General features: G+C 37.0%; 26 protein-coding genes. 6 read left to right on the top strand and 20 right to left on the bottom strand.

What is annotated here, in order from left to right:
* Nucleotides 1–14 precede the first annotated feature (14 nt).
* The 4 genes from BGO88_RS14480 to BGO88_RS14465 all read right to left on the bottom strand — a co-directional run bounded on the left by BGO88_RS14480 (nucleotide 15) and on the right by BGO88_RS14465 (nucleotide 5,172).
* Entirely contained in the window at nucleotides 15–980 is a 966-nt protein-coding gene (locus tag BGO88_RS14480; RefSeq protein WP_056065871.1) for a Gfo/Idh/MocA family protein, read from the bottom strand.
* A gap of 88 nt (nucleotides 981–1,068) precedes the next feature.
* Nucleotides 1,069–1,791: a LytR/AlgR family response regulator transcription factor gene (locus BGO88_RS14475; protein ID WP_286707343.1), complete on the bottom strand. Its 723-nt coding sequence runs from the start codon at nucleotides 1,789–1,791 to the stop codon at nucleotides 1,069–1,071.
* A gap of 3 nt (nucleotides 1,792–1,794) precedes the next feature.
* Nucleotides 1,795–2,874, bottom strand: a complete 1,080-nt coding sequence (locus BGO88_RS14470; RefSeq protein WP_286707342.1) for a sensor histidine kinase — start codon at nucleotides 2,872–2,874, stop codon at nucleotides 1,795–1,797.
* Nucleotides 2,875–2,988: 114 nt separating this feature from the next.
* A complete protein-coding gene (locus BGO88_RS14465) occupies nucleotides 2,989–5,172 on the bottom strand; it encodes a prolyl oligopeptidase family serine peptidase (protein WP_286707341.1) in 2,184 nt (727 codons plus the stop codon).
* Between the two features lie 204 nt (nucleotides 5,173–5,376).
* Between BGO88_RS14465 and BGO88_RS14460 the strand changes: the two genes are divergently transcribed.
* Entirely contained in the window at nucleotides 5,377–6,018 is a 642-nt protein-coding gene (locus BGO88_RS14460) for a protein-L-isoaspartate(D-aspartate) O-methyltransferase (RefSeq protein WP_056065880.1), read from the top strand.
* Nucleotides 6,019–6,041: 23 nt separating this feature from the next.
* Here the strand turns inward: BGO88_RS14460 and BGO88_RS14455 are convergent, their stop codons facing one another.
* Together BGO88_RS14455 and smpB are read right to left on the bottom strand one after the other, a co-directional pair.
* Entirely contained in the window at nucleotides 6,042–7,088 is a 1,047-nt protein-coding gene (locus BGO88_RS14455; RefSeq protein ID WP_286707340.1) for a Fic family protein, read from the bottom strand.
* A gap of 60 nt (nucleotides 7,089–7,148) precedes the next feature.
* Nucleotides 7,149–7,604 (bottom strand): SsrA-binding protein SmpB, encoded by a 456-nt coding sequence (smpB, locus tag BGO88_RS14450; RefSeq protein WP_056065886.1) that lies wholly within the window; start codon nucleotides 7,602–7,604, stop codon nucleotides 7,149–7,151.
* 143 nt (nucleotides 7,605–7,747) lie between these two features.
* Between smpB and BGO88_RS14445 the strand changes: the two genes are divergently transcribed.
* The gene (locus BGO88_RS14445) at nucleotides 7,748–8,425 is read left to right on the top strand and encodes an OmpW/AlkL family protein (protein ID WP_286707339.1); all 678 of its coding nucleotides are present in this window, start codon (nucleotides 7,748–7,750) and stop codon (nucleotides 8,423–8,425) included.
* A gap of 56 nt (nucleotides 8,426–8,481) precedes the next feature.
* Here BGO88_RS14445 and BGO88_RS14440 read toward each other — a convergent pair whose 3' ends face one another.
* Entirely contained in the window at nucleotides 8,482–8,967 is a 486-nt protein-coding gene (locus BGO88_RS14440; protein WP_286707338.1) for a SixA phosphatase family protein, read from the bottom strand.
* A gap of 56 nt (nucleotides 8,968–9,023) precedes the next feature.
* Between BGO88_RS14440 and BGO88_RS14435 the strand changes: the two genes are divergently transcribed.
* The gene (locus tag BGO88_RS14435) at nucleotides 9,024–9,254 is read left to right on the top strand and encodes a VF530 family protein (RefSeq protein WP_056065891.1); all 231 of its coding nucleotides are present in this window, start codon (nucleotides 9,024–9,026) and stop codon (nucleotides 9,252–9,254) included.
* A gap of 34 nt (nucleotides 9,255–9,288) precedes the next feature.
* On the opposite strand, the gene BGO88_RS14430 is transcribed toward BGO88_RS14435, so the two are convergent.
* The 5 genes from BGO88_RS14430 to BGO88_RS14410 form a co-directional block, all read right to left on the bottom strand.
* Complete coding sequence (locus tag BGO88_RS14430; protein WP_286707337.1) at nucleotides 9,289–10,833, bottom strand: hypothetical protein; 1,545 nt, start codon at nucleotides 10,831–10,833, stop codon at nucleotides 9,289–9,291.
* Nucleotides 10,834–10,846: 13 nt separating this feature from the next.
* Nucleotides 10,847–12,010: an ABC transporter ATP-binding protein gene (locus BGO88_RS14425; protein WP_286707336.1), complete on the bottom strand. Its 1,164-nt coding sequence runs from the start codon at nucleotides 12,008–12,010 to the stop codon at nucleotides 10,847–10,849.
* 50 nt (nucleotides 12,011–12,060) lie between these two features.
* Nucleotides 12,061–12,615, bottom strand: coding sequence for a DUF3575 domain-containing protein (locus BGO88_RS14420; protein ID WP_286707335.1), 555 nt, complete (start codon nucleotides 12,613–12,615; stop codon nucleotides 12,061–12,063).
* An 82-nt stretch (nucleotides 12,616–12,697) separates the two neighbouring features.
* On the bottom strand, nucleotides 12,698–13,543 hold the full coding sequence (locus BGO88_RS14415) for an aldose 1-epimerase family protein (protein ID WP_286707334.1): 846 nt from the start codon (nucleotides 13,541–13,543) through the stop codon (nucleotides 12,698–12,700).
* A gap of 91 nt (nucleotides 13,544–13,634) precedes the next feature.
* On the bottom strand, nucleotides 13,635–14,042 hold the full coding sequence (locus BGO88_RS14410; RefSeq protein WP_143395023.1) for a hypothetical protein: 408 nt from the start codon (nucleotides 14,040–14,042) through the stop codon (nucleotides 13,635–13,637).
* Between the two features lie 432 nt (nucleotides 14,043–14,474).
* Here BGO88_RS14410 and BGO88_RS14405 point away from each other — a divergent pair, with 432 nt between their 5' ends.
* Both BGO88_RS14405 and BGO88_RS14400 read left to right on the top strand, forming a co-directional pair.
* Complete coding sequence (locus tag BGO88_RS14405; protein ID WP_286707333.1) at nucleotides 14,475–14,756, top strand: hypothetical protein; 282 nt, start codon at nucleotides 14,475–14,477, stop codon at nucleotides 14,754–14,756.
* Nucleotides 14,757–14,789: 33 nt separating this feature from the next.
* Nucleotides 14,790–15,050 carry a hypothetical protein gene (locus BGO88_RS14400; RefSeq protein WP_056065912.1) on the top strand — a complete coding sequence of 87 codons (261 nt, stop codon included), beginning with the start codon at nucleotides 14,790–14,792 and terminating at the stop codon, nucleotides 15,048–15,050.
* A gap of 75 nt (nucleotides 15,051–15,125) precedes the next feature.
* Here the strand turns inward: BGO88_RS14400 and clpB are convergent, their stop codons facing one another.
* A complete protein-coding gene (gene clpB, locus BGO88_RS14395; protein WP_286707332.1) occupies nucleotides 15,126–17,726 on the bottom strand; it encodes an ATP-dependent chaperone ClpB in 2,601 nt (866 codons plus the stop codon).
* A 127-nt stretch (nucleotides 17,727–17,853) separates the two neighbouring features.
* Between clpB and ytxJ the strand changes: the two genes are divergently transcribed.
* Nucleotides 17,854–18,264, top strand: a complete 411-nt coding sequence (ytxJ, locus tag BGO88_RS14390) for a bacillithiol system redox-active protein YtxJ (RefSeq protein ID WP_056065918.1) — start codon at nucleotides 17,854–17,856, stop codon at nucleotides 18,262–18,264.
* Nucleotides 18,265–18,494: 230 nt separating this feature from the next.
* Here ytxJ and argH read toward each other — a convergent pair whose 3' ends face one another.
* The 7 genes from argH to BGO88_RS14355 are packed head-to-tail and all read right to left on the bottom strand — an operon-like array spanning nucleotide 18,495 to nucleotide 25,946.
* Nucleotides 18,495–19,781: an argininosuccinate lyase gene (argH, locus tag BGO88_RS14385; RefSeq protein WP_286707331.1), complete on the bottom strand. Its 1,287-nt coding sequence runs from the start codon at nucleotides 19,779–19,781 to the stop codon at nucleotides 18,495–18,497.
* A 12-nt stretch (nucleotides 19,782–19,793) separates the two neighbouring features.
* On the bottom strand, nucleotides 19,794–20,885 hold the full coding sequence (locus BGO88_RS14380) for a M20 family metallo-hydrolase (RefSeq protein WP_286707330.1): 1,092 nt from the start codon (nucleotides 20,883–20,885) through the stop codon (nucleotides 19,794–19,796).
* Between the two features lie 11 nt (nucleotides 20,886–20,896).
* Nucleotides 20,897–21,679 (bottom strand): acetylglutamate kinase, encoded by a 783-nt coding sequence (gene argB / locus BGO88_RS14375; protein WP_286707329.1) that lies wholly within the window; start codon nucleotides 21,677–21,679, stop codon nucleotides 20,897–20,899.
* Nucleotides 21,669–22,619: an N-acetylornithine carbamoyltransferase gene (locus BGO88_RS14370; protein WP_286707328.1), complete on the bottom strand. Its 951-nt coding sequence runs from the start codon at nucleotides 22,617–22,619 to the stop codon at nucleotides 21,669–21,671. The genes argB and BGO88_RS14370 overlap by 11 nt, the downstream gene beginning before the upstream one ends.
* A gap of 5 nt (nucleotides 22,620–22,624) precedes the next feature.
* Entirely contained in the window at nucleotides 22,625–23,761 is a 1,137-nt protein-coding gene (locus tag BGO88_RS14365; protein WP_286707327.1) for an aspartate aminotransferase family protein, read from the bottom strand.
* A 21-nt stretch (nucleotides 23,762–23,782) separates the two neighbouring features.
* Nucleotides 23,783–24,760, bottom strand: coding sequence for an N-acetyl-gamma-glutamyl-phosphate reductase (gene argC / locus BGO88_RS14360; protein WP_286707326.1), 978 nt, complete (start codon nucleotides 24,758–24,760; stop codon nucleotides 23,783–23,785).
* Nucleotides 24,753–25,946 (bottom strand): argininosuccinate synthase, encoded by a 1,194-nt coding sequence (locus BGO88_RS14355; protein ID WP_286707325.1) that lies wholly within the window; start codon nucleotides 25,944–25,946, stop codon nucleotides 24,753–24,755. The genes argC and BGO88_RS14355 overlap by 8 nt, the downstream gene beginning before the upstream one ends.
* Nucleotides 25,947–25,949: the final 3 nt, after the last annotated feature.

Genomic DNA, 25,949 nt, shown 5'->3' with positions numbered 1-25,949 from the left:
ATTTAGTGTTGAAATTATTTTTTGAAGCAATCAATGATTTGGTAGGCTACTCTTAGGGCTTCAGTACCATCTTCCAGTGTTACGATTGGTGTGGTGTTGTTATTGATGGCATCTGCAAAAGTTTCCAGTTCATCAAGAATGGCATTATTCGCCTCTACGTCCGGATTATCAAAGTAAATCTGTTTTTTAACACCTTCCGCATTTTGCAATATCATATCAAAATCGCCGGGTACTTCCGGAGCGTCTTTCATTTTTACGACTTCACATTTTTTCTCCAGAAAATCCACAGAAATGTAGGCGTCTTTCTGGAAAAAACGCGACTTGCGCATATTTTTTAATGAAATTCGGCTTGAAGTAAGGTTTGCCACGCATCCGTTTTCAAACTCGATACGCGCATTGGCAATATCCGGAGTATCGGAAATGACAGAAACGCCGCTGGCATTTATATTTTTCACCTTTGATTTTACAACACTCAATATGGCATCAATATCGTGAATCATGAGGTCTAAAACAACCGGAACATCAGTACCACGAGGGTTGAATTCAGCCAAACGGTGCGTTTCAATAAACATTGGGTTTTCAATCATGGCCTTGGTAGCTTTGAAAGCCGGATTAAACCGTTCTACATGGCCAACCTGTCCTTTGATGTTGTATTCTTTAGCCAAAGCAATGATTTCTTCGGCTTCTTCGACTGTATTTGATATGGGTTTTTCCAAAAAAACATGTTTGCCTGATTTGATGGCTACCTTGGCACATTTATAATGGGAAAGGGTAGGAGTTACAATATCGACAACATCAACAGCATGGATAAGTTTTGCGATAGTGTCGAATTTTTGATAACCAAATTCTTTGGCTACTTTTTCGGCATTTTCCTGATTAGGGTCGTAAAAGCCTACTAATTCGTATTTTTCAGATTGTTGTAATAAACGCAAATGAATTTTTCCTAGATGCCCGGCACCTAATACTCCAACTTTTAGCATATAAATGTATTTTCCACAAAAATAACATTAATTGTTTAAAGTTTAAGTGCTTGCAAACACAAAAATATTTGAAGTTATTTCGGGTAGATTACAGACTTAATTTTTCCTTGAAATTGTTGGTTTGCCTTCTGGAGATTTCCACTTTGGTGTCCTTAGGCAGGTGAACAAGCAGGTTGCCGCTAAACCACGGGTCGATTTTGCCAATATATTCCATATTGATAATCTGGTTTCGATTGGCACGGAAAAAATTATCCTCAGGCAATTTTTCTTCAATCTGATTTAAGGATTTACTGATAATGGCTTTTTCATTCTGGAAAAATATTTTGGTATAATTTCCGTCAACTTCAAACAGATAAATATCTGAAATTTTTACCAACCAGCATTTCTCACCATCCCGTAAGAAAATTTGGTTGTTTAGAGTGAGTTTTTTACTGTTTCTCTCTTCCTTTTCCACCATATTTTGACCTACTTTTTCAATGGCTTTCGCAAATCTTTTAGGGTTAATTGGTTTTAAGAGATAATCCAGGGCATTGTATTCAAAAGATTTAATAGCATATTCATCAAATGCCGTTGTGAATATGGTAATAGGAACGCTGTCAAGCATTTCAAGCAATTGGAAACCATCTTTTTCCGGCATATTGATGTCGAGAAAAAGCAAATCAGGATGGGTAGAGTTGATAAGCTGGAAGCCAGAGTCTACATTTTCTGCTTCACCTATAATTTCAATTTCGGGATGGTTCTTAATGAGCTCTTTCAACTCATTTCGGGCCAGACGGGAATCTTCAACTATTACAGCTTTTATTTTTTTCATAGTTTAAAATGGGATTGTAATTTCTGCAACGACTTGATTGTCTATTTCCTGTAGCTTAAAATTAGCGTTTTCTCCATAAATGAGATGCAGTCTCTTTTCAATATTTTTAATACCTAACTGTGTAGAATCTTCTTCAATGTTCAAGACTCCGGTATTGGATACTACAATTTTCAGGGCTTTATCATTGTTATGGATATCCAGAATAATTTCGCCGCCCTCTTTGAGCTTTGATATACCATGTTTTACGGCATTTTCAACCAGCATTTGGATAACCATGGGCGGGATTTCCATTTTTAAAAGGCCTTTGTCAATTTTAGGAGTATACCTTAGTCGGTCTTCCAACTGTATTCTTGAAATTTCAATGAAATTTTCTACCATTTCAATTTCTTCTTCCAGTGCAATCGTATTGATGTCATTTTTGGTTAGCGAATATCGAAGCATTTCGGATAGCCGGGTAATCATTTCTCTTGATTTTAAAGGGTTTTCAAGGATCAGACCGCGAATGTTATTCAAACTGTTAAACATAAAATGCGGATTAATTTGCCCTTTTAGCGAATTGAGTTGCGATTCTTTCAGAGAAGACTCCAGTTTCAGCTTGTTAAATTTTACTTCATTTATATATTCATAAATTTTTATTGCCAGTACAATAAAAAGCCAAACCAGAAATTCTGCCAGAAACCCCGGCACATTTGTTATTTTCATCAACAGCGTTAAATGTTGAGTATTACTACTGCCAAAATAATACATAACCGGAATGTCAAGTAAAGGCCATAAAGCAAAGTGGTAAATAACCTGTGCCAATGAAAATACAAAAAACAGATTCCACCAGTCTTTTCCTCTTAGGTGGGAAAGATTAAACCTCGTTTCAATAAATAGTAATATTATATACGACAAAACAAATCCTAATAAGCCACAGAGAAAGCCTTCCCATAGTGTATAATATAAAGCGTTAAGTTGTGCGGTTGTCAGGCCATCCGAAAATTTAGCATATGAAATTTTGCTAAAAGTTAAGGTGCTAAAAGTATAGACCTGCCAGCCCAGAAAATTCAATAAGTGATATTTGCCGCTTTTTAAAAGTTTCATAGTTTACATCAGGCATTCCAATGCCGCACTTGCAATTTGTAATAGTATTGATATCATCTTTCTTAGGTTTTTATACCCTTGGCAGATTATCTCTGCCAAAGGTAATGGATTAAATTAGTTTTTAGGTTGAAAATCCGGGTGTCCTACCTGCCAGAAGGCAAAGCTCAGTACATCGGCAATTTCTTCGTATGATTTTGTTTTCGAAGCTCCTCCAAAATGCCCGGCTTCATAATCCACTTTTAGTAAAGTGGGTTTATCTGAAGTGTTGGCTTCCAGCAAACGGGCAGCAAACTTGGCAGGCATCCATGCAATGATTCTAGGGTCGTTGAATCCGGCTGTTGTCAACGTAGCCGGATATTTTACTCCATCTTTTAAGTGAAGGTAAGAATCCATTTCAATCAAAGCTTTCGCTTCCGATTCAATTTTCATCGTACCAAATTCAGCCACATTTGCAGGCCCATTAGGTGTGTTTTCACTTCGAACGGTATTCATCATCCCAACGCCAGGAATGGCAGCCGCATACAAATCAGGTCTTTCGGTGATTGCTCTTCCTACAAAAATTCCTCCTGCGCTTCGGCTATAGATAGCTGTTTTGGTTGGATTAGTATAACCTTGATTAATCATATATTCTGTACAGGCAATTACGTCTTTCCATGTATTCTGTTTCGTTGTTTTTTGGCCGGCAAGATGCCATTTTTCACCTAATTCGCCACCACCTCTAACATGGGCTACCGCCAGAATTCCTCCACGCTCTACCCACAGAAGCAATTGAGTATTAAAAGAGGGCGTTATTGAGGCTCCATAAGCCCCATAACCATAGAATAATACAGGGTTATTTTTGTCTTTTTTCATTCCTTTTTTATAAATAATCGATAAAGGAACTTCAACACCGTCATAGGATTTAGCCATTAGTTCTTCAACTTCAAAGTCTTTAAATTCAGGATATTCAATAATTGTTGAAAGTTGCTCTCTTGTGAAAGTATTCTTTTTTAGATCATATCGGTATCTTTCTCCTTTGGTTGTCCAACCTGTTGTACTTATCCATACATCAGAGAATTTAGGAGCTCTGGCCGTTACGGATATGGTAGCTGCTTTTTTAGGAGTCGCAATTTCCCTGTGTTTTTTTCCTTCAAAGTCAGTAAAATAAAGCTTACTTTCCACACCATTTTTTGTTCTGGTATAAAATATACCGTCTTTGGTTACAATGGGCGAGTTGAGATTGGAATCGCTGCTTTCAGGTATGACCAAGGTAGCTGTTGCCACATTTGGATTGGCAATGCTGGTTTTTATTACTTTAAATTTTGGAGCATTTAAAGTGGTATACATATAAATGTCTTTATCGCTTAAAATGAAATTTTTTACTTCATCTTTTCTGTCGGTAAGTAATTTCCAGTTTATTTTTTTCTTATTAAGATCAGAACCCGGCGCTATATATACTTTTTGATTCTGGTCTACAGTATAAGGCATAAAAAACAAAAGGTTACTATCAATATCATAACTAACAAAAGGAATTTCTTCATTAGCTATGTTTAATTCTGGATACATTGCCTTTGTAAACAAAGTCTTGTCTTGCGAAACATCGCTCCCTACAATGTGAATTTTTGTGACTATATCCATTTGGGCATTCATGTCATGGACATCTTCTGTTGGTGATTGGATGTAAATAAATGAATTGCCATCTTTCAGCCAGTTGGCACCTCCAAAACGTAACCTGTCAAATTTTTCAGGAAGAATCTTTTTGTTAGTCAAATCCATGAGAAACATTTCACTCATTTCGCCACCGTTTTTTGAAATGTTGATAGCTATAAGTTTTCCGCTTTTGTTAGCTGAAAAAGAACTGACACTATAAACATCCTTGCCGTTCTTTTGATAAGTTTCAGGATCAAAGATTAAGGATTCTTTTCCTTTCAGACCATTTCTCTTATATAATTTGCTTATTTGGTCATTTGGTGTGGACTTAAGATAAATATAAGTACCATCATCCAGGATTGCTAGACCTCCAATACTCTCTGTAGTTCGTTTATTTATTGAAGTCAACTCATCAATAATATGCTGTCTTCCCGGAATAGAACCCAATATTGAATTGGTGTAATCTGCCTGGCCTTTCATCCAGTTAAGCGTTTGCTCATTTTTTAAATCTTCAAGATTTCGATACTTGTCTTCAATCTTGATTCCGTAATAATCATCTGTTGCAGGAACAGAAGGAGCTTTTGAAGGTTTTGTCTGCCCAAAAGAATTGGTTGTGAAAGTAATGCCGATTGTCAGCATTGCAATTTTTCTTAATGTGGTCATTTCCATAATTCGTGTTTTTTGGTTGTGATTATGCGAACGTTTTTTGATTGATGAGTCAAAAGTAGGAGTGTATTCAGATAAAAAAGCCAAAAAAATGACGAACGGTTAATAAAGCATTTGAATGGTAGGCTACTGATAAAACATTAGCCGAAACGTTTTAAAATCGAGTTTTCTTTTCTTATTTTTACCCCTCAAATAAACCTCCAAATTTTGAAAGATACAGCCAAACATCAAGGACTTAGAAATCAATTAGTAACTGTCTTGCAACAAAAGGGTATAACAGATAAAAATGTTCTGGAAGCAATTAAGAAAATTCCAAGACACCTATTTTTGAATTCAAGTTTTGAAGATTATGCGTATCAGGACAAGGCCTTTCCGATAGGTGCAGGGCAGACTATATCACAGCCATATACGGTTGCTTTTCAGAGTCAGTTGCTGGAAGTTGAGAAAGACCACAAAATTTTAGAAATTGGAACAGGTTCGGGTTACCAAACAGCAGTTTTGTGTACAATGGGAGCGAAAGTATATAGCGTTGAAAGACAAAATGAACTGTTTAAGACAACTTCTTTGTTGTTGCCAAAACTAGGGATTCGCCCAAAACATTTGTCTTTTGGAGACGGTTACAAAGGCTTGCCTAACTATGCTCCGTTTGACAGTATTATTGTTACAGCTGGAGCGCCAATTATCCCCAAGCCATTGATGGCTCAATTAAAAGTAGGAGGAAGGCTTGTTATTCCTTTAGGAGAAGAACATCAGATTATGACAATGCTCATACGTAAAAACGAAACCCAATTTGAAAAGCATGAATTTGGAGAATTCCGTTTTGTGCCTTTACTGGAAAATAAAAACTAAAAAAGCCCACTTAAGGGCTTTTTTTATTGACTGATAATATCCAAATATCTTTCAAGGCTTTCTTTTTCTATCTGGGCTATAAAAAGAAGGAAATCTTCCTTATCAGAGGTTGTCTGTGCTTTTTCAAGAGTTTGGTAATACTGCATTCGGGTATCATAATCACCTTTTATATTGGCAATGATATAACCATGCGAAAGCAGAATCAGGTTCATCACCAAACGTGAAGTTCTGCCATTACCATCAACAAAAGGATGTATGGTTACTAATCTTTCATGCATTTCTCCGGCTAAAATAACAGGATGTAAGGAATTTTTATTGGCTTCATACCAAATAAAATAATCCTCCATTTGTTTGGAAACCATATAGGGCTGTGGAGGCATATAGGTACTTCCTTTTATCATAACCTGTACTTTTCTATATCGCCCGGCATCTTCAGGATGGATTCCTCTCAAAATTAGATTGTGTATGCTAAGCACCTCCCTTTCGTTTAAAAGCGAATTTTTTTCCATCAAGTGTTTGATATAACCTATGGCCTCCTGATGGTTAATAGCCTCAAGATGTTCCCGCATGCTTTTTCCGGAAACTGTCAGTCCTTCATTAATTACAAGGTCTGTTTCTCTGAGAGTAAGTGTGTTTCCCTCAATTCTATTGCTCTCAAAAGTGTATTCGAGTTCAAGTGCCTGTGTAATCCTGTAACTGTCAAATTCCCGGAACCTGTCTAACTTTGTTTTGAGAGTGTCTATTTCTGCAAGGATTTTTTGAAGAGAACCTGAAACTTTTTTAGCAGTTTTCGCCTGATAGCGGATTTCTTCTTCTGCAACTTTCATTGCTTTTAAAGCAAACTCTTCATCTCCAATTTCATATAAGATTTTTTCTTTGAGCCAGGCTACCATTAATGTTTCCAGGTCGATTTCGAGAACTGCTGCTAATTTTAGTAATTGGTCTCGTGTTGGTTTTCGGGTTCCTGTTTCAAATTTGCTGATAAGTGCCTGGTCAATACCGGTTTGTTGAGACACTTCTCTCACTTTCATATTTTTTAGTTCTCTGGCATTTCTTAGAAGTGTTTTCATCTTATGTTTTATTTTGTCTTGACAAATTTAGTCATTTTTTTCGAGAAAAAAAATCGTTCCCTAACGAAACGACTTTTTTATTCTGTCTAAATCTCTTTTGGTGTCCTGTTCTTTAAGAGATTCTCTTTTGTCATAGGTTTTTTTACCTCTTGCCAATGCGATATCCAGTTTTGCCAATCCTTTTTCGTTAGTAAAAAGTCGTAAGGGAACAATTGTTAGTCCTTTTGTCTGTACACTTTTGGAAAGTGTTTTAAGTTCCCGTTTATTCAATAGCAATTTTCTTTCGCTTCGGGCTTTATGGTTAAATTGATTTCCAAATGCATATTCTTCGATATACATATTGATGGCGAAGAGTTCGTTGTTGTTGAATTCGCAAAAACTTTCGGCTATATTGGCTTTGCCCAACCGGATAGATTTGATTTCAGTTCCGGTCAGTACTATTCCAGCCGTATATTTTTCGATTATTTCATAATCGAAACGGGCTCTTTTGTTTAATATATTAATTGTTTTCAACATAGGAGTGCAAATGTAGGAACATTTAGGTAAACCGCAATTAGGGTTAAGAAATTGTTAGATAATATTTTTCAGACTATGATTTTTGTCAGTCTTTACTTTTTATTTCCCATCTACTTTTGGACTATAATTTAAAACTGATAACAATGAAAAAAATAATTTTTGCTGTAATGGCGCTAACAGTATTCGGAACAGGTTTAACAAATGCCCAGGAAAATAATTCGGTAGATTTTAAAAAGTGGCAGGTTCGCGTCAGGGGTGTTGGCGTTGTTCCTGACGAAAGTGCTAAAATTGGAATTATAGGTGGTGACGCAAAGATTTCCAATACTTTTATTCCGGAACTTGATTTTACTTATTTTTTTACAAAGAACATTTCTGCCGAACTGATTTTAGGAACATCCAAACACGATGTGAGTACTGTAGGTTCTGATATTTCTGCAGTAGGAGGACCTACTTCGGCTGATGTGAATTTAGGAAGCGTATATCTCTTGCCTCCAACATTGACGGTGCAGTACCATTTTCTTCCGGACCAGATTTTTAATCCTTACGTAGGTGCCGGTGTGAATTATACGGTTTTTTATAATGAGAAAGCAGGTAATACAGTAAGGGGTATTGAATATGACAATTCTTTTGGTTATGCCTTTCAAGTAGGTTTTGACCTGATGTTAAATGACAAGTTTTTTATCAATGCTGATATTAAAAAGATATTTTTAAAAACTGATGTGACTGTCGATGCATCAAATCTTGCCACAGGGTTAAGCATTCCTGCAGATGTTGAAATCAATCCATTACTGTTAGGTTTTGGTGTAGGAATGAAATTTTAATGTCCTTTTTTAGTTTTTAGATGGGGAAGACTGCTTTTTGAGGCAGTCTTTTCTTTTTATAGATGAATAAGTTCATCCCATATCTCTTCGCCAGTGACAGTTATACGGTATAAATTACCAAATTCAGGTTCTGGTATATCGGCATATTTTGCTGTACCCAAAAGTTTGTTGATATAGTTGGGAATCGTATTGCTATGTCCAACTATAAGCAGTGTCTTTCCCGGGTTTTCGGCAATTATCTTTTTTAAGTCCATCGCTTCAGGTTTATAAAAAATAATATCCTTTTGCTTGGTTGCCGCAATGGCAGAACAGGTTTGTTGTGTTCTTTTATACATAGTCGTATAAAACAGGTCGATAGGTGTTTTCTCAAAATAAGCGGCCCAACTTTTGGCTCTTTTCATTCCTGCGTCCGAAAGTTCCGGATTGCTTGAAAAATCAGCTTTCTCTGCATGACGAATCAGATAAAGTGTAGTAGTGGCCTGGTTTTGGCCTGAAACGGTTTGCATAAGGAAGAATAATAATATGAGACAAAGATTTTTCATTGCGTTTTTGCTTTCTATAAAATTAAACTAATTTTTGAAATCCGTATTTTTGTCAGATGGAAAACAAACAAGCTAATAATCCGCTTCACGGAATCACATTGCAAAAAATGCTGGAACAACTGGTTGATTTTTATGGATTTGATACCTTAGGGGAATTGATAAAAATCAAATGTTTTAATGTTGACCCCAGTATCAAATCAAGCCTTACTTTTTTAAGAAAGACAGACTGGGCCAGAACCAAGGTAGAACAGCTTTATATTAAGACACTTCCTAAATTTCCCAAATAAAAAAGTGCGAGCAGGTTTTCCAGCTCGCACTTTTTTAGGCTTCTGCAATGCCTTTCCATTTCTTTATATATATCGAAAACAGAAGCATAAATAAAAAGATAAATACTATATTGAGGATAAACATATAAACATAATGTTCCTCTAACCATTCTATTCGCGGAAATTGCTCTCTTTTCATTCCATCTGCCCCATAGGAATAGGATTCATAGTACCCTGAGGTACGTTTGAGAATATCTATGAGGACTGCATAAGCTATAGGAATGATAGCCGGCATCAACCATAAAGTCTGATTGATAGTGATTCCTGTAATTCCTTTGCTTTCTTTTGCTTTCAGGATAATGACAAAATAGAATAACAACCCTAAAAACAACAGTATATAGATGATGGGGAAAGTCATGCTATATCTGATTATTACAGAAATAATTCCGCTAATAATTCCAAAAAGGCCCAGTGTTACAAAAGCAATCAACCAGTTTCTGCCTGATGTAATCTTAAAGGAGAAAACACAAAGCGATAGACCTATTGCAAGATAAATAAGACTCATTACAAACTCCAGGTTGACTACGGGGTTTTCATAGGCCCTGGAAATCTTACCATAAGATTTTGTCAATGCGTCAAATGGAACATAATATTTTGAATAAATATATTCTTGATCTCCAACAACTTTAATAGTCTTTGATAGTGTATCATGAGCAACACCTTCTGGCTCGATTGCATAATCATAGTCAACATTTACACCTTCATAATAACTATAGTTTTGACTGTATTCTTTGCTTGTTTTTCCAACGTTAATATATTTTGTGAATTCGGGATAATCATAAATCAGTTCGAACCATTTTTCAGGAGTGATGTTTGATGACAGACCGTGTTCTTTGGAAATTTTGAAAAATTCCCTGAATAGCAATTGTATAGAGTCCTTTTTGTTTTCAATAAGCCATCGTTTGCCTTTCAATTCCATTAATGAATCTTTTTCATCATTGAAATAAGTGAATCCCTGAATTCTTTTATTTACCAACGACTTAAGCGAGTAATTTCTGGAACCGTATTGAAATGAATCTCTTTCTACCTGGAGGTATTTACCGTCCTTGTACTCTGTAATAAAATTACTTTCACGATAAGGGCTTTCAACAAATAATGAAGAAAGGCTGATAATTTCAAGTCGTCTGCTCACTTCCTCTTCCGAAAAATAATTTCTTGCCTTTAGATCCTGAGCATAGAAAAAGGAAGCAGCATAGGTGGAATTCAAAATGCAGAACAACAAAATCAGTAACCATTCTCTGTAAAGTGAAAACTTTCCTTTAGGATAAAAAGATTTAAAAGCGTTGTTTCGCGAATAGTAAACCAGCCATATGATGAACATAAGTATACTTATCAATACGCTGACAAATACAATTATGGTGTTGTCGATTCCGTAATCATAAAAATCATTCGAATCCGTAAAATCAATTTCTCCTTTTGAATATCCCAGGAGGAAAAAGATAAGATGGAAAATCAGCGTCAGTACCGAAAACAAGGCGATTTTACTGTTCCAAAGCAACGGATGCGTAAGCAGAAGTTTTTTTTGAATATTGGCAAACATAAGGATGAGTTTTTTAGGAAACGAAGAATCTTCGGGTAGATTTTGAAATATTTCTGAAGTACTGAAGCGGAATCTGTTTTTCTGTGATGATTCTTAAAAAGCCATAAGTCTCTAATTTTTCAGAAAACGTTGCAATGTAAGTACCGCCATTAAATTTGAGCGAAATGAGTTCGCCTGATAGGGCATCATTAAGCTGGTTTTGTGACCATTCACTTTCAAATTCAATAATAAGAAATTGCTCTTCTGTTTTTTCTGTTTCTTGTGGAGTCACTTTTGAATGAAGATTTTTCTGCTCTCCGTTCTTTAAGAAAATTACCTGGTCTGAAGTTTTTTCAACTTCATACAGCTGCTGTGAGCTCAAAACGATTCCAATCGGGCGGAAAGGAGATTTCGCAATCGCCCTAAAATCTTCCAATACGGTTTGCTGGGCAAGAATATCCAGATTGGCAAGCGGTTCGTCAATCAGCAATATTTTAGGCTTTCTTAAAAGCATTCTCGCCAGTTCAAAACGCATCTTATACCCGGATGATAAGTTTTTCCAACTGTGATTTCGGTATTTTCTTAAGTTGAGTCTGGCAATGATTAGTTCTACAATTAATTTGTTTTCAGTAGGTTTATAACCATAACTTGAGGCTGTGAACTGAAGATTTTCAAACATAGAACCATGCCAGGTTGCTGTCCTTTGCGGTATATAGACCAATTGTGTTCTTAAATCATAGGTATCGTTAAAATCAAAATTATAACCTAGTTTTCCGGAAGTTGCAAATAACTCACCGCAAAGGAGTCGGAGAAGTGTTGTTTTTCCGTTGCCATTTTCACCTACAAGACCTAAAATTTCGCCCTGACTGAGTTCCAGACGTATTGGACCAAGCGAAAAACTTGCATTTCCATATGTTTTTTTGAGGTTTTCTACTGTGACAAGAATTTGTTTTTCAGGAACAGGTTTGTTTTTTAACTGTTGGTAAAGTTCCTCAAGCAGTAGTGCGAAACGTTGTTTTTTTAGCTCGATGTTATTCTCATTCTGGTCAAGCCAATCTAATAACTCGTTAGTTTTTTGGTAAAAGGAAATATCTTCCGTGTCGAGCGTAAGGTCGATTATTCTTTTGGTTAGCAGTGAATAATCTTCAAAATCCAGAAAACTCTTGATTTCCTGGAATTGTTTCTCAAATTCTGTCATGATATAAGTCTATATATCAAATATAACAGAAAAATCTTCCAAATAGTATTTTATTTGATTTTGTATGCAATCATCAAACCACCTCGATATAATATCCATTCACCACTTTTATTGTAATCGTGAATCCATGTGTCATATCGTTCACCGGTTTCTATTGAATATCCTTTATAAAAAGCTTCCTGATGCCCCCCACCAACAAAAAGATCCAAAGCCCATTTTTCGCTTAGTTTCCATTGGTAGCCTAATGTCATACCCAGCAAGTAATTATAGCCTTTTTGATAATTATTGGTGTCCTGATAGCCGTATTTCTGAAGTTTGAATGTGCCTCCACTGACATTAGCACCTATATAAAACCCATTGTTTTTTTCATTAAAATGATAGCGTACTTCAGGTGTTAGGATTAATGCTTTATAGGGTGCGCCATCGATAGATTCCCAAAAAGAGGCTGTTGCATCAAATTGAAAGGTCATTTTTTTTCCGATACTGGTTTCCACACCTATGTTTGGAACAAGTATCAAAGCCGTAGCACCATTAAATTTTACGTAGGTTTGGCCGTGGGAAATAAATGCGCAAGCAAGGAACAGCAGAGATAAATACTTTTTCATTTTTAATGAAATCAATTTTTGCAAATGTAGCAAGGATAATGTTGTGTATGCCTATTCACAATTGCTTTTTTAGGTTAAGAAATTAGATTTTTATTCCGAAAGAGGTTTCAAATGTTTCTTTTGCAGAAAGAATTAGTATTCCTTCTTTTTCAAATAAATTCCCCGTACTTTTTATAGAGTCTGAATAGCCATACCAAGGCTCCAAACAGATAAAAGGTGCATTGTTTTTTGTCCAGATTCCAAGATTTGGGAAATCGTACAGAGAGATTTCCACATAAGGTTTGCCGTTTTCGAGTATTTGGATTTTTTTCGATTCCAGTTTTTTAATTATCAAGGCATCTTCTTCAAATAGAGAATAGGTGAGTGGCAGTTTATGGTCTGATAGTTTTAATACAGTGGTACGTTCAGAAAGCAAATTGTTTTCTAATGAATAGCTGATAAGAGACTCATCATCTTCAAAAAGGAGCGAATAATTTTCAAAAGTATCAGGAAGAGCAAAGGCAGGATGACCGCCTATAGAGAAAGGCATTTTTGTATTGCCTTTATTGATAATTTCATATTTAATGTTAAGATAATCCTCTTGCAGAGCGTAAATTATTTTTAATTCAAAATCGAAAGGATAGTATTTTGCTGTTTCTTCAGAAGAACGAAAGGAAAAAACGGCTTTATTTTGAAAAGTTTCCTCCACACAGAAAACATTATCTCTCGCAAATCCATGTCTTGATAATTGATACGACTTATTTTCATAGTTATATTGCCCCTCTTTTAGTGTACCTACAATAGGAAATAAAATAGGAGAGTGCTTGTCCCAAAAGTTAGGATTTCCTTCCCATATATATTCTTTATCGTTTCTCTTTAATGAAATTAATTCAGCCCCTTTTGTATTGATGGTAGCCTTTAGCTCTTTATTTTGTAGAACAATGTTCATACGGATTTGATTTAAGATGATATATGGCAAAAATAGAATAAAAAACACCGGCGTGCAGGCCGGTGTTTTACAATTTTTTTTTGAAACGGAATTATTGAATTACAACGCTATGTGTAATAAATTCTGTTGCGCTTTTTTTGAACTTAAACACGTAAGTACCATTTTGGCTAACAGTAAACTTGTACGGTTGAGTTTTGGTTGAAGGAGTTGTTCCGCAGTTTGTTCCGGTGTATTTTACTTCTACCTCAACAGTTTTTGTATTTCCGCTTGTAGATTCTACAAATCTGTTGAACACACCACAATTATTATCAACAACGTGGGTCACCGTTAAAGTGATTTCCTGATTCTTAGCTCCAGTTGTAGGACCGGTAACTGCTGTTGTAAATTCTTTTTGTGTGGTTTGGTTGTTGCTTTTAGAATCGTCATCGTTACTGCAAGAAGTAAGAGCCGTCGAAACGAACAAAACTAACGCCATTGTTTTTAATGCAAACTTTTTCATAGTTAAAAATTTAAATTGTTTTTTCTTAAAGATGTAGTAAAATAAAAAGGTTGCTTTTTTGCTATGAATTTTAACATCTTTTTTTGTATTATTTTTCTTGCCTATTAAAAATCAATATTTTAGAAAAAAAGAAAATAACAACCGGCATCAATTTTTCGCAATGGTGATGTTTAAAGATTTGGGATTATTAAGAATCATTTTTTGATTGTTTTTTAACTGCAAAAGTTGTTTTCAGAATTGTTAAAAATGGTAATTATATAAACATAAATTTTATAGTATAAAAATTAAGGTTTTTGCTACGTTTTTAACATTATTTTAATGGTTTTTTGCGTAAAATTTAATACTTGTTGAAGGCGTTAGTAAATATAAAAAAGCCAAATTTGTAAACATACCAACCTAAAATAATTACTAACCTAACCAAATCAAAGCATTATGAAAAATCTAATCACATTATTGAGCATCAAAGAATTTATCATTGAAAACGAACTAACGGATAGTGTAATGCTTGTACTACATCCTAAAAATTTTGACGAGCTGGCAATGGAATATATTGTTAGCAATAATATGCAAATTGAAAGACCTTTTGAGGTTTTGGGTATATGTGTCATAGAGGACACTGACGGGGAAGTAGCTTACAACGAGATTGATATTCTGGAAATTGCTTATGACCACCATGAGGAATTTGAATATGAATATTTGAGAGCTGCTGTTTGATAATTTGCCACCAAACTATAAACTTAATTTAATATGAATCGTTTAACCTTTGCCATCTCAACAGTTGGCCTGCTGATTTCGGGTTATGCACTACCCGGAAGATTTGCTGATAATTCTTCAGAAATGGCCAGCCTATTGCTTAAAGGAGGTTTCATATTGCTTTTTATTTGCTCTTTTATTGTAAATGGATATTGCATTATTAGCTTTTTCAGAAAAAAACGAAGTTTCGGAAGAAGGAAGCATTATGGAATCCGTACCGTAAGGCAATATTATCCGCAGAGAAGCACACGTTAATAGCGAAAATTCTTTTCTGCAAAAAAGCCTAACCAAAAACTTGGTTAGGCTTTTTTATTTTAGTAATCTCAATTATTAATTTGCCAATTCGGTCTGATTTCTAAATACCAGTTTTCCGTCAAAGCTGTCTAACAGAATAATACTGTCTGTAGTGACTTTTCCTGAAAGTATTTCTTTCGAAAGTTCATTCAGGACTTCTTTCTGAACAACTCTTTTTACAGGTCGTGCACCAAATTGCGGGTCGTAGCCTTTTTTAGCAAGGTAATCAATCGCTTCCGGTGTGGCATCTAAAGTAATGTTTTGTAATGCCAGCATCTTAGTGATGGATTTTAGTTGTAGTCCCACAATTTCCTTAATGTTGTTTTCATTAAGAGGTGTAAACATCACGATGTCATCAATCCTGTTTATAAATTCAGGGCGTACGGTTTGTTTCAATAAAGCAAGTACTTCTACTTTGGCAGCTTCAATCGCGCTTTCAACATTCCCTTTCAGGTTCTCGAATTTCTCTTGTATGATAGAGCTTCCCATATTGGAAGTCATGATAATAATCGTGTTCTTGAAATCGGCTAAACGACCTTTATTATCAGTCAGACGACCTTCGTCTAATACTTGCAACAAAATATTGAACGTATCAGGGTGTGCCTTCTCAATTTCATCAAGCAATACAACAGAATATGGTTTTCTTCTAACAGCTTCTGTCAATTGTCCGCCCTCATCATAACCTACATATCCCGGAGGCGCACCAACCAAACGGCTAACACTATGCCTTTCCTGATATTCGCTCATGTCGATTCTTGTCATGGCATTTTCATCATCAAACAAGTAAGAGGCCAATGCTTTTGCCAATTCTGTTTTTCCTACACCTGTTGTTCCCAAAAACAGGAAGGAACCGATAGGCTTTTTAACGTCTTGTAATCCGGCACGGCTTCTTCTTACGGCATCACTCACGGCTTCAATAGCTTCTTCCTGACCTACCACTCTTTTATGCAGTTCTTCTTCAAGATGGAGCAGTTTTTCTCTTTCGCCCTGCAGCATTTTCATTACAGGAATTCCGGTCCATTTGGCCACGACTTCGGCAATATCTTCACGGGTTACTTCTTCTTTGATTAAAGAATGCCCTTCGTTTTCCTGCAATTGCTTTTGGAAAGCATCCAATCGTTCCTGAGCTTCTTTGATTTTTCCGTAACGCAATTCGGCTACTTTTCCGTAATCGCCTTCACGTTCTGCTCTTTCTGCTTCCAGTTTGAAGTTCTCAATTTCTGTTTTGGTAGCCTGAACGTTGTCTACAATATCTTTTTCGCTTTTCCATTTGGCGAAAATCTCATTGCGCTCTTCTTTCAGGTTTGCCAATTCGAGACCCAGACTTTTCAGCTTGTTTTCGTCGTTTTCACGTTTAATCGCTTCCATTTCGATTTCAAGCTGCATGATTTTCCTATCCAGAACATCCAGTTCTTCAGGTTTTGAATTAATTTCCATTCGAAGTTTGGAAGCTGCTTCATCCATTAAATCGATAGCCTTGTCCGGAAGGAAACGATTGGTGATATATCGTTGCGATAATTCAACAGCCGCAATAATAGCTTCGTCTTTGATGCGAACCTGATGATGCGTTTCGTATTTTTCTTTGATACCACGCAAGATGGAAATAGCACTTTCCGTATCCGGTTCATCAACCATGACTTTTTGGAAACGCCTCTCAAGTGCCTTATCTTTTTCAAAATATTTTTGGTATTCGTCCAAGGTTGTCGCACCAATAGCTCTTAGTTCACCACGAGCGAGGGCAGGTTTTAATATGTTAGCTGCATCCATTGCGCCCTCGCCACCTCCGGCACCTACCAGGGTATGGATTTCATCAATAAAAAGGACAATATCACCTTCTGCAGAGGTTACTTCCTTTACAACCGATTTTAATCGTTCTTCAAATTCCCCTTTGTATTTGGCACCGGCAATCAAGGCTCCCATATCTAAAGAGTACACAATCTTGTCTTTTAGATTTTCAGGTACGTCACCATCAACGATTCTGTGGGCAAGTCCTTCGGCAATGGCCGTTTTACCAACACCGGGTTCCCCTACAAGCATTGGGTTGTTTTTTGTTCTTCTTGTCAAAATCTGTAAAACCCTGCGGATTTCTTCATCTCTGCCAATAACCGGGTCGAGTTTTCCGCTGCTGGCAAGTTCGTTTAGGTTTTTAGCGTATTTATTTAACGAGTTGTAAGTTTCTTCAGCAGAAGCAGAAGTAACCCTATCGCCTTTACGAAGTTCGTCAATAGCCGCTTTTAGTCCTTTTTCAGTAACTCCCTGGTCTTTTAAAATTTGGGCAATTTTACTTTTTGAATTGAAAATAGCCAATAGAAGATGTTCGATAGATACAAATTCATCGTTCATCTTTTTGGCAATGTTTGCCGCATTGTTTAATGTGCTTGACGCTTCTCTCGACAGCATAATATCACCTCCCGAAACTTTTGGGAAAGATTGTAATGTACTATCCAGAATCTGCTGTAAAAGTCCCAGATTTACGTTGAGTTTTTTAAGCAGGAACGGAGTAACGTTTTCGTCTACTTCAAAGATTCCTTTTACGATATGTTCGTTTTCAATCTGTTGATGTCCAAAGTTTTGAGCAATTTGCTGAGCCCTTTGGATGGCTTCCTGAGATTTTATGGTAAAATTATTAAAGTTCATAGATTAAATTTTTAAATTTGATAAAGTCATTTCAATTTATATTCCAATAGGGTAAATCTGACAAAATGGCTTAAAAAGAAGTGTTTTTATTAATTTAACAAGACAAAAAGTCTTAAATCCTGACGATATGAGTTTTTTTGATAAAATTTTTGGCAATACAGATAAATCAGATAAATCGGATAATAAAGATACGAATCAAAACGGCTTTAATTGGAATGATTTAACAGAATTAAAACAATTGGATTCTATTATAGAAGAGTCGGAAGAAAAACCGGTAGTAATCTTTAAGCACAGCACACGCTGCAGCATTAGCAGGATGGCGCTAAAGAATTTTGAAAGAGAATATAAAGCAGATGATAACGAGGCCTCGCTATATTTTTTAGACCTTTTGAATTACCGTGATATTTCAAATGAAATTGCACAGCGCTTTCATGTTATCCATCAATCTCCTCAATTATTGCTGATTAAGAATGGAAAATCAGTTTATGATGTTTCACATAGTGCAATTGATGCGGAGGCTTTGGAAGGGAAATTGTGAAAGAGGTGCTAAGGTTCTGAGGTACTAAGGTTTTGTGTTCTTATGAGTAAAAGAGAAAGTTATTGAAAGTTATTGAATTAGCTAAAAGAGGTTGTAAGGCACTAAGGAGCTAAGTTTTGTTCTTTCATGAGCAATAGTTATCTGATTTTACAACAGAAAACCAGATATTCTCATAGCATAAACTCTATTCTTAACGTCTTAAAGCCTTAGAACCTTAGTACCTTAGTGCCTTAGTTCCTCAAAAAACTCTCCATCTTCAAAACAATCTTCTCTAAACACAAATTATTAATACTGCCTTCATGTGTATGCGTTGTTTTTGATGAAGGCTCATATTCGCCGTTTTCAATTTGTGTGGCAATTATTTTATAAGCATCTCTGAAAGGCACCCCCTGCTGAACCAGTTCATTCAAATTATCGACGGTAAACAGGTAATCGTATTTTTTATCTTCAAGGATGGTTGTATTCACCTGAATGTCTTTTAAAGAAAAGCAGGCAATCTCCAGACATGACTTTAAATTCTGAATAGCAGGAAAAAGTCCTTCTTTTAGTAATTGGAAATCTCTGTGATAGCCACTTGGCAGATTGTTGGTCAGCAAAGTGATTTCATAAGGCAGGGCCTGAATCTTATTGCACTTTGCCCTGATCAATTCAAAAACATCCGGATTTTTCTTGTGGGGCATAATGCTGGAACCTGTAGTCAGGTGATTTGGAAGGCTTATAAAGTTGAAATTCTGACTCATATACAGACATACATCCATAGCCAGCTTGGATAAAGTGGCTGCCAGTCCTGAAAATGCGAATGAAACTGTTTTCTCAGCTTTTCCACGGCTCATTTGTGCGGCTACCGAATTGTATTTCAATATCGAAAACCCTAATTCCTGAGTGGTAAATGTTCTGTCAATAGGAAAAGAACTTCCATATCCGGCAGCAGAACCCAGCGGATTTTGGTCTACAATTTTTTGTGACGCATTGAGCATAACCATATCGTCAATGAGTAATTCTGCATAGGCAGAAAACCACATTCCAAAAGAAGAAGGCATAGCAATCTGCAAATGCGTGTAGCCCGGAAGAATAATATCTTCGTGTTTTTTGCTCAATAAAATCAGCAGGTCGAAAAGTTCCTTAACGAGTTTTTTGACAGATGTGATTTCTTCTTTCAGATAAAGATGTATGTCTACCAGAACCTGGTCGTTTCTGGAACGGGCCGTATGGATTTTTTTTCCGGCTTCGCCTAATTTTTCAGTCAACAGATATTCTATTTTAGAATGCACATCTTCAAAAGCCGCTTCAATTGTAAAGTTGCCTTGTTTTATTTGTGCCAGAATATCTTCTAAAGCCAATACCAAATCGGTTGTTTCCTTTTCAGTAAGGATGTTTATTTTGCCCAACATTTTGGCATGTGCGATAGAGCCTAATACATCGTATTTTGCCAGAACCAAATCCAGTTCCCTGTCATTTCCAACCGTAAAGAGGTCTATTTTCTGGTCGGTAGGTATTCCTTTTTCCCAAAGTTTCATAGTGTGTGTTATTTAGGTTATTGTGTTGTTTAGATTAAAAAAATCGGATAAAATTTTGGTATATAAGTGAATACCTTCCCTTATTTCTTCCAGAAAAATAAATTCATTGGCGGTATGTGAACGCAGCGAGTCGCCAGGTCCCAGTTTCATCGATTGGCAATTCAAAACCGATTGGTCTGATAGTGTAGGCGAACCGTATGTTTGTCTTCCCAAAGAAATTCCCGCTTGTACCAAAGGGTGGTTTTTGTCGATTGAAGACGCATTCAAATGCATTGACCTTGGATTTACGTTTCCTTTGATATGTTGTTGTACAACTTTGAGGATTTCTTCATTCGTATAGCAATCGTTTACGCGAATATCTACAACCAGACTGCATTCAGACGGTACTACATTGTGCTGTTTTCCGGCATTTATCTGCGTAACGGTCATTTTTACAGGGCCTAATATTTCAGATATCTTTTCAAATTCATACGTCCTGAACCATTCAATAGCGGCAAGTGCATTGTAAATTGGATTGTCTGCGTTTTGATGGGCCGCATGACTTGCTGTTCCGGGAATGATGATATCCAGTACAAGAAGTCCTTTTTCAGCAATGGCCAACTGCATCTGTGTTGGTTCGCCTACTATGGCACATTCTATTTCAGGCAGATGTTTCAATAAACCATTCAGTCCGTTTGGGCCGCTACTTTCTTCTTCGGCAGTACCCGCAAATAAAATATTGTAAGGAAGGTTTTCATAAGCATAAAAATAGGTGAACGTAGCCAACAAAGAAACCAGACAACCTCCGGCATCATTGCTTCCAAGTCCAAATAATTTTCCGTCTTTTTCGATAGCTTCAAACGGGTTTAAAGTATAGCCTTCGTTTGGTTTCACCGTATCATGGTGAGAATTCAGCAGTAGTGTTGGTTTTGTTGCATCATAATGCAAATTTACAGCCCAGACATTGTTGTTTTCTCTCTGAAACGGAATGGAATTGTTTTGAAACCAGTTTTCCAGTAAAAGTGCTGTTTGGGCTTCTTCTGATGAAAAAGACGGTGTTTCAATAAGCTGTTTTAATAAACTGATGGCTTCGTTGGTTACTATTTCGATGCTTTTATGCGTCATGATTTTTCTCTTTATAATTTTATTTGGGTAGCTGTAGCCTTGTTTTTCAGCGTTTTTTGATTTCCAATTACAATTGTGTGAACGCCATTTTTCAATGATTTGAAGCAGTTTTCGAGTTTGGGCAACATTCCCGAATGGAGGGTTTGGTCGTTTTTCAGTATTTGATATTTCTCAAAATCAAGAACTTCAATGACCGAATCCTCATCTTCCGAATCCAATAAAACACCTTTTTTCTCAAAACAATAAATGAGTTCTACCTCATATTCTTTTGATAATGAAATTGCAATTTCTGCGGCAATCGTGTCGGCGTTCGTATTTAGCAATTGACCTTTTCCATCATGCGTGATGGCAGAAAATACAGGGATGCAGTTTTGCACTAACAAGGCCGAAATCAGCTTATTGTTTACCTGGATTACATCACCTACAAACCCAAAATCGATTTCCGTGTTTTTCCTTTTCTCTGATTGGATGAGGTTGCCGTCTGCACCCGAAAATCCGATGCTGTTTGTGCCAAATTGTTGCAATTGAGCTACAATCTGTTTATTTAATAAACCGGAATAGGTCATAATGGCAACATCGAGCATGGCTTCATCCGTAATTCTTCTGCCGTTTGAAAAGCAAGGTTTTAATCCCAGTTTTTCGGCTATTTCGCTGGCTTTTTTACCACCGCCATGCACCAGAATTTTATGTCCTTTCAGTTCCGAAAAGTCGGTAAGGAATTCTGATAAGAGTTGCTCATTGTCGATGATGTTGCCGCCTATTTTTATGATTCTAAGACCTGGTTTAGTTTTCATTTTCCAGAATTTTTGTCAATATTGCCTGTGCTGCATAAGTCCTGTTGTTGGCTTGCGCGATAACGATAGAATTATCGCCGTCTAAAACCTCATCAGAAACAATCATATTTCTTCTAACCGGAAGGCAATGCAAGAACTTTGCATTAGCTGTAAGTTCCATTTTTTCCTGTGTGACGGTCCAATTCATGTCTTTAGAAAGGATTTTTCCGTAATCATTGTAGGCACTCCAATTTTTAGCATAGATAAAATCGGCATTTTTGAAAGCCTCATCCTGATTGTTTGTGATTGTTGCTCCTTTTGTTATTTCAGGATTCAGTTCATATCCTTCCGGATGCGCGATTACAAGCTCATAACCGGAAAGTTTCATAATCTTGACAAAAGAATTGGGTACGGCATGAGGCAAAGCCTTAGGATGCGGCGCCCATGTCAGAACTACTTTTGGTTTTCTTTTGGTCTTGTATTCCTGTATAGTCAGTGCATCCGCAACGGCCTGAAGCGGATGTTCGGTTGCGCCTTCCAGGCTGATTACCGGAACAGAAGCATATTTTGTAAAAGCATTGATGACCTGTTCTGCTTCGTCCTTTTCCTTATCGGTTAGGGTAGGGAAGCTTCTAACGCCAACAATGTCACAGTATTGAGAAATAACCTGTGCGGCTTCTTTGATGTGTTCCGCCTTATCGCCGTCCATAATTGTGCCGTCCTCAAATTCGAGCGACCAGCCTTCTGTATTGAGATTCATTACAATACAGTCCATCCCAAGATTCAACGCGGCTTTTTGGGTACTCAATCTTGTTCTGAGACTTGGGTTGAAAAACAGTAGTCCCAGCGTTTTGTGTTTACCCAAACCGGAATTTCCAAAAGGGTCAGACTTGATTTTTTTGGCGGTTAAAATCAGTTCGTCCAAATCATTTATATCGTCTACAGTAGTGAACTTTTTCATTTTTTTTAATTTAAGGATTGTAATGCATTTTTTAGTCCGGCAACAAATTTGTCGATTTCCGTTTTAGTGATAAGTAGTGGCGGAAGTATTCTTAGCAGGTTCTTTTGGGAGGCATTCCCCGTAAAGATAAATTGCTCATAGACCAATTTTTTGCGCAGTTCTGCCACATCAAAATCAAACTCCAGACCTAGCATCAGGCCTTTTCCCTTAATCTTTTTTACCTGAGGTATTTGTGAAACGGCCTGGATAAAATAATCGGATTGTTTTTTTACATTTTCCAAAACTGCTTGCTCTTCGATTATTTCTAAAACTGCCAGGGCTGAAGCACAGGCAAGATGGTTGCCGCCAAAAGTGGTTCCGAGCAAGCCAAACGAGGCTGTGAATTTTGGACTGATGAGCAATCCGCCAATAGGAAATCCGTTGCCCATTCCTTTTGCCATAGTAATAATATCCGGCTTGATGCCGTGATGCTGGTGTGCAAAGAATTGTCCGGAACGCCCGTAGCCGCTTTGGATTTCGTCGACAATCAGGATAATGTCATTGGCATTGCAGAGTTTTTCCAATTCCTGAAAAAAATCGGGAGTTCCTTCGTCCAATCCGCCAACACCCTGGATTCCTTCGATGATGATTGCCGAAATTTCATTTTCTGAAACTGCTTTTTTGACCAGTTCAATATCGTTGAGCGGTAGAAAAAGAACCGGATGATTGGCATTAATTGGTGCTACAATAGATGGATTATCGGTTACGGCAACTGCGGCAGAAGTTCGTCCGTGAAAGCTTTTGTGAAAAGCAATCACTTTTGATTTTTTGTTATGAAATGAAGCCAGTTTCAAGGCATTTTCATTGGCTTCTGCACCCGAATTGCATAAAAACACACTGTAATCAGGATAAGCTGACATTTCGCCTAATTTCTTTGCAAAGGCCTCCTGCAAAGGGTTTTGGATGGAATTGGAATAAAACCCGATTTTTTCAATCTGTGACTGGATGGCTTTCACATAGTTGGGATGGGAATGTCCTACTGAAATTACACCATGACCGCCATAGAAGTCAAGATACTCCTGGTTTTTATCGTCCCAAACTTTGGCTCCCAAGGCTTTGACAGGTGTGATGTTATATATTGGATATACATTAAATAAGCTCATTTTCTTTTTTCTTTTTAAAGTTTAAAAACCGCTGGGTTTTAATTTTAATCCGGTCGTTTCTTCCAGGCCAAACATCAGGTTCATGTTCTGTACAGCCTGGCCTGATGCTCCTTTTAGCAGGTTGTCGATAATGGAAGTGACCAAAAGATAATCTCCTTTTTTCTCCAGACTAAGAATGCATTTGTTGGTCTGAACCGCCATTTTCAGGCTGATGTCTTCTGCCGTAACCCATACAAAAGGATGTTCTTTGTAATATGTCTGGTACAAATCAATCAGTTCTTCTTTGCTTTTGCTTGTCTTGGTATAGAGTGTTGCAAAAATGCCTCGGGTAAATTCGCCGCGATTTGGGATGAATAGTATTTCATTTTCAAAATCTTCCTGCAAACTGTTCAAGCTTTGTTTTATCTCTGCCAGATGCTGGTGTTCAAAAGCTTTGTAATGGGAAATATTTGAATTTCTCCAACTGTGGTGCGTGGTTTCTGAAAGCTGTACTCCGGCTCCGGTACTTCCCGTTACGGCATTGACATGAACATCATTTTCCAGTAAATTCTCTGAAGCCAAAGGCAAAAGTGCCAATTGTATGGCGGTTGCAAAGCATCCCGGATTGGCAATGTATTTTGCAGCAGCTATTTTATTTTTATTTAGTTCCGAAAGGCCATAAACAAAAGAGTCAGAATTGAAATCCGCATCATTCTCAAGACGGAAATCATTGCTCAGGTCGATGATTCTGGTATGTAAAGCAAATTTGTTATTTTCCAAAAAGGCTTTTGATTTGCCATGTCCGAGGCATAGAAATACGACATTTACATCAGGATTTATTTTGTCTGTAAATACCAAACCGGTTTCGCCTATCAAATCGGGATGTGCTGCCGTTAAAGGCTTTCCGGCCTGTGAGGTGCTGAAAACAAAATCAATTTCTACTTTGGGATGGTTTACCAGAATTCGAAGCAATTCGCCCGAGGTATAACCGGCACCTCCAATAATTCCTGCTTTAATCATAATCGATGGAATTTACTTGTGAATAAATAGACTGTGCATTGCCAAGAATCTTGATAAAACCTTTGGCATCATCTGCCGTCCAGGCATTGTTTATTTCCCCATATTGGCCAAATTTGCTGTTCATCAGGTCGTGTTCGGATTCGATTCCGTCCAATGAAAAATAATATGGCTTTAGGGTTACGGTCACGATTCCCGTTACATTTTTTTGGGTGTCTTCTAAAAAGGTTTCGATGTTTCTCATTACAGGATCTAAAAACTGCCCTTCATGAAAAAGCATACCGTACCAATTGCCCAACTGTTCTTTCCAGTATTGCTGCCATTTTCCAAGCGTATGTTTCTCCAGCAGATGATGCGCTTTTAGGATGATCAGTGGAGCTGCTGCTTCAAAACCGACTCTTCCTTTGATTCCAATAATCGTATCGCCAACATGAGTGTCTCTCCCGATAGCGTAGGCACTGGCTAATTTTTCCAATTGGGTAATAATAGCCGTTGGTTTGTCAAATACATCGTTAAGACCAATGATTTCTCCCTTTTTGAAATGAAGCGTGATTTTTTCCGGTTCTGTTTTCTGAAGCTGAGACGGATAGGCACTTTCTGGCAATGACAGATTAGAGGTTAATGTTTCTTTACCGCCAACACTGGTTCCCCAAATGCCTTTATTGATTGAATATTGTGCCTTTTCCCAGGAATACTCTACTCCGTTTTTTTGAAGGTAGTCTACTTCTTCCTGACGTGATAATTTCAAATCCCTGATTGGCGTGATGATTTCCAGTTGGGGTGCAATTGTCTGGAAAATCAGGTCAAAACGAATCTGATCGTTTCCGGCACCGGTACTGCCATGGGCAATAGCCGAAGCGCCTATTTTTTTGGCGTATTTTACGGTTTCTATAGCCTGGAAAACTCTTTCCGCACTTACAGACAGGGGATAGGTATTGTTTTTCAGTACATTTCCAAAAACTAAAAACCTGATGGCTTTTTCATAATAATGGTCAATGATGTCCAGATTGATATGCTGTGCACTTCCCAATTCATAAGCTCTTTTTTCGATGGCATCTAATTCTTCATTATCAAAACCTCCTGTGTTTATCAATATGGTATGGACCTCCAGTTGCTTTTCATTTTTCAGATATTTCAGGCAGAATGAGGTATCCAAACCGCCGCTATAAGCTAAAACTACTTTTTTCATATG

The organism is Flavobacterium sp. 38-13 (assembly GCF_001899155.1).
Taxonomy (GTDB): Bacteria; Bacteroidota; Bacteroidia; order Flavobacteriales; family Flavobacteriaceae; genus Flavobacterium; species Flavobacterium lindanitolerans.
Note: the sequence above shows the minus strand (reverse complement) of the source record. Positions and strands in the feature narration are given on the sequence as shown.

Bases quoted from the DNA above. Each gene is read 5' to 3' on its own strand.
- BGO88_RS14465 (WP_286707341.1), bottom strand. From the start codon at position 5,172: ATGGAAATGACCACATTAAGAAAAATTGCAATGCTGACAATCGGCATT.
- BGO88_RS14425 (WP_286707336.1), bottom strand. From the start codon at position 12,010: ATGACAGAATTTGAGAAACAATTCCAGGAAATCAAGAGTTTTCTGGAT.
- argC (WP_286707326.1), bottom strand. From the start codon at position 24,760: ATGATTAAAGCAGGAATTATTGGAGGTGCCGGTTATACCTCGGGCGAA.
- BGO88_RS14355 (WP_286707325.1), bottom strand. From the start codon at position 25,946: ATGAAAAAAGTAGTTTTAGCTTATAGCGGCGGTTTGGATACCTCATTC.
- BGO88_RS14405 (WP_286707333.1), top strand. From the start codon at position 14,475: ATGAAAAATCTAATCACATTATTGAGCATCAAAGAATTTATCATTGAA.
- BGO88_RS14420 (WP_286707335.1), bottom strand. From the start codon at position 12,615: ATGAAAAAGTATTTATCTCTGCTGTTCCTTGCTTGCGCATTTATTTCC.
- BGO88_RS14470 (WP_286707342.1), bottom strand. From the start codon at position 2,874: ATGAAACTTTTAAAAAGCGGCAAATATCACTTATTGAATTTTCTGGGC.
- BGO88_RS14480 (WP_056065871.1), bottom strand. From the start codon at position 980: ATGCTAAAAGTTGGAGTATTAGGTGCCGGGCATCTAGGAAAAATTCAT.
- BGO88_RS14435 (WP_056065891.1), top strand. From the start codon at position 9,024: ATGGAAAACAAACAAGCTAATAATCCGCTTCACGGAATCACATTGCAA.
- BGO88_RS14475 (WP_286707343.1), bottom strand. From the start codon at position 1,791: ATGAAAAAAATAAAAGCTGTAATAGTTGAAGATTCCCGTCTGGCCCGA.
- BGO88_RS14440 (WP_286707338.1), bottom strand. From the start codon at position 8,967: ATGAAAAATCTTTGTCTCATATTATTATTCTTCCTTATGCAAACCGTT.
- BGO88_RS14445 (WP_286707339.1), top strand. From the start codon at position 7,748: ATGAAAAAAATAATTTTTGCTGTAATGGCGCTAACAGTATTCGGAACA.
- argH (WP_286707331.1), bottom strand. From the start codon at position 19,781: ATGAAACTTTGGGAAAAAGGAATACCTACCGACCAGAAAATAGACCTC.
- BGO88_RS14365 (WP_286707327.1), bottom strand. From the start codon at position 23,761: ATGAGCTTATTTAATGTATATCCAATATATAACATCACACCTGTCAAA.
- BGO88_RS14370 (WP_286707328.1), bottom strand. From the start codon at position 22,619: ATGAAAAAGTTCACTACTGTAGACGATATAAATGATTTGGACGAACTG.
- BGO88_RS14455 (WP_286707340.1), bottom strand. From the start codon at position 7,088: ATGAAAACACTTCTAAGAAATGCCAGAGAACTAAAAAATATGAAAGTG.
- ytxJ (WP_056065918.1), top strand. From the start codon at position 17,854: ATGAGTTTTTTTGATAAAATTTTTGGCAATACAGATAAATCAGATAAA.
- clpB (WP_286707332.1), bottom strand. From the start codon at position 17,726: ATGAACTTTAATAATTTTACCATAAAATCTCAGGAAGCCATCCAAAGG.
- BGO88_RS14400 (WP_056065912.1), top strand. From the start codon at position 14,790: ATGAATCGTTTAACCTTTGCCATCTCAACAGTTGGCCTGCTGATTTCG.
- BGO88_RS14430 (WP_286707337.1), bottom strand. From the start codon at position 10,833: ATGTTTGCCAATATTCAAAAAAAACTTCTGCTTACGCATCCGTTGCTT.
- smpB (WP_056065886.1), bottom strand. From the start codon at position 7,604: ATGTTGAAAACAATTAATATATTAAACAAAAGAGCCCGTTTCGATTAT.
- argB (WP_286707329.1), bottom strand. From the start codon at position 21,679: ATGAAAACTAAACCAGGTCTTAGAATCATAAAAATAGGCGGCAACATC.
- BGO88_RS14410 (WP_143395023.1), bottom strand. From the start codon at position 14,042: ATGAAAAAGTTTGCATTAAAAACAATGGCGTTAGTTTTGTTCGTTTCG.
- BGO88_RS14380 (WP_286707330.1), bottom strand. From the start codon at position 20,885: ATGACGCATAAAAGCATCGAAATAGTAACCAACGAAGCCATCAGTTTA.
- BGO88_RS14415 (WP_286707334.1), bottom strand. From the start codon at position 13,543: ATGAACATTGTTCTACAAAATAAAGAGCTAAAGGCTACCATCAATACA.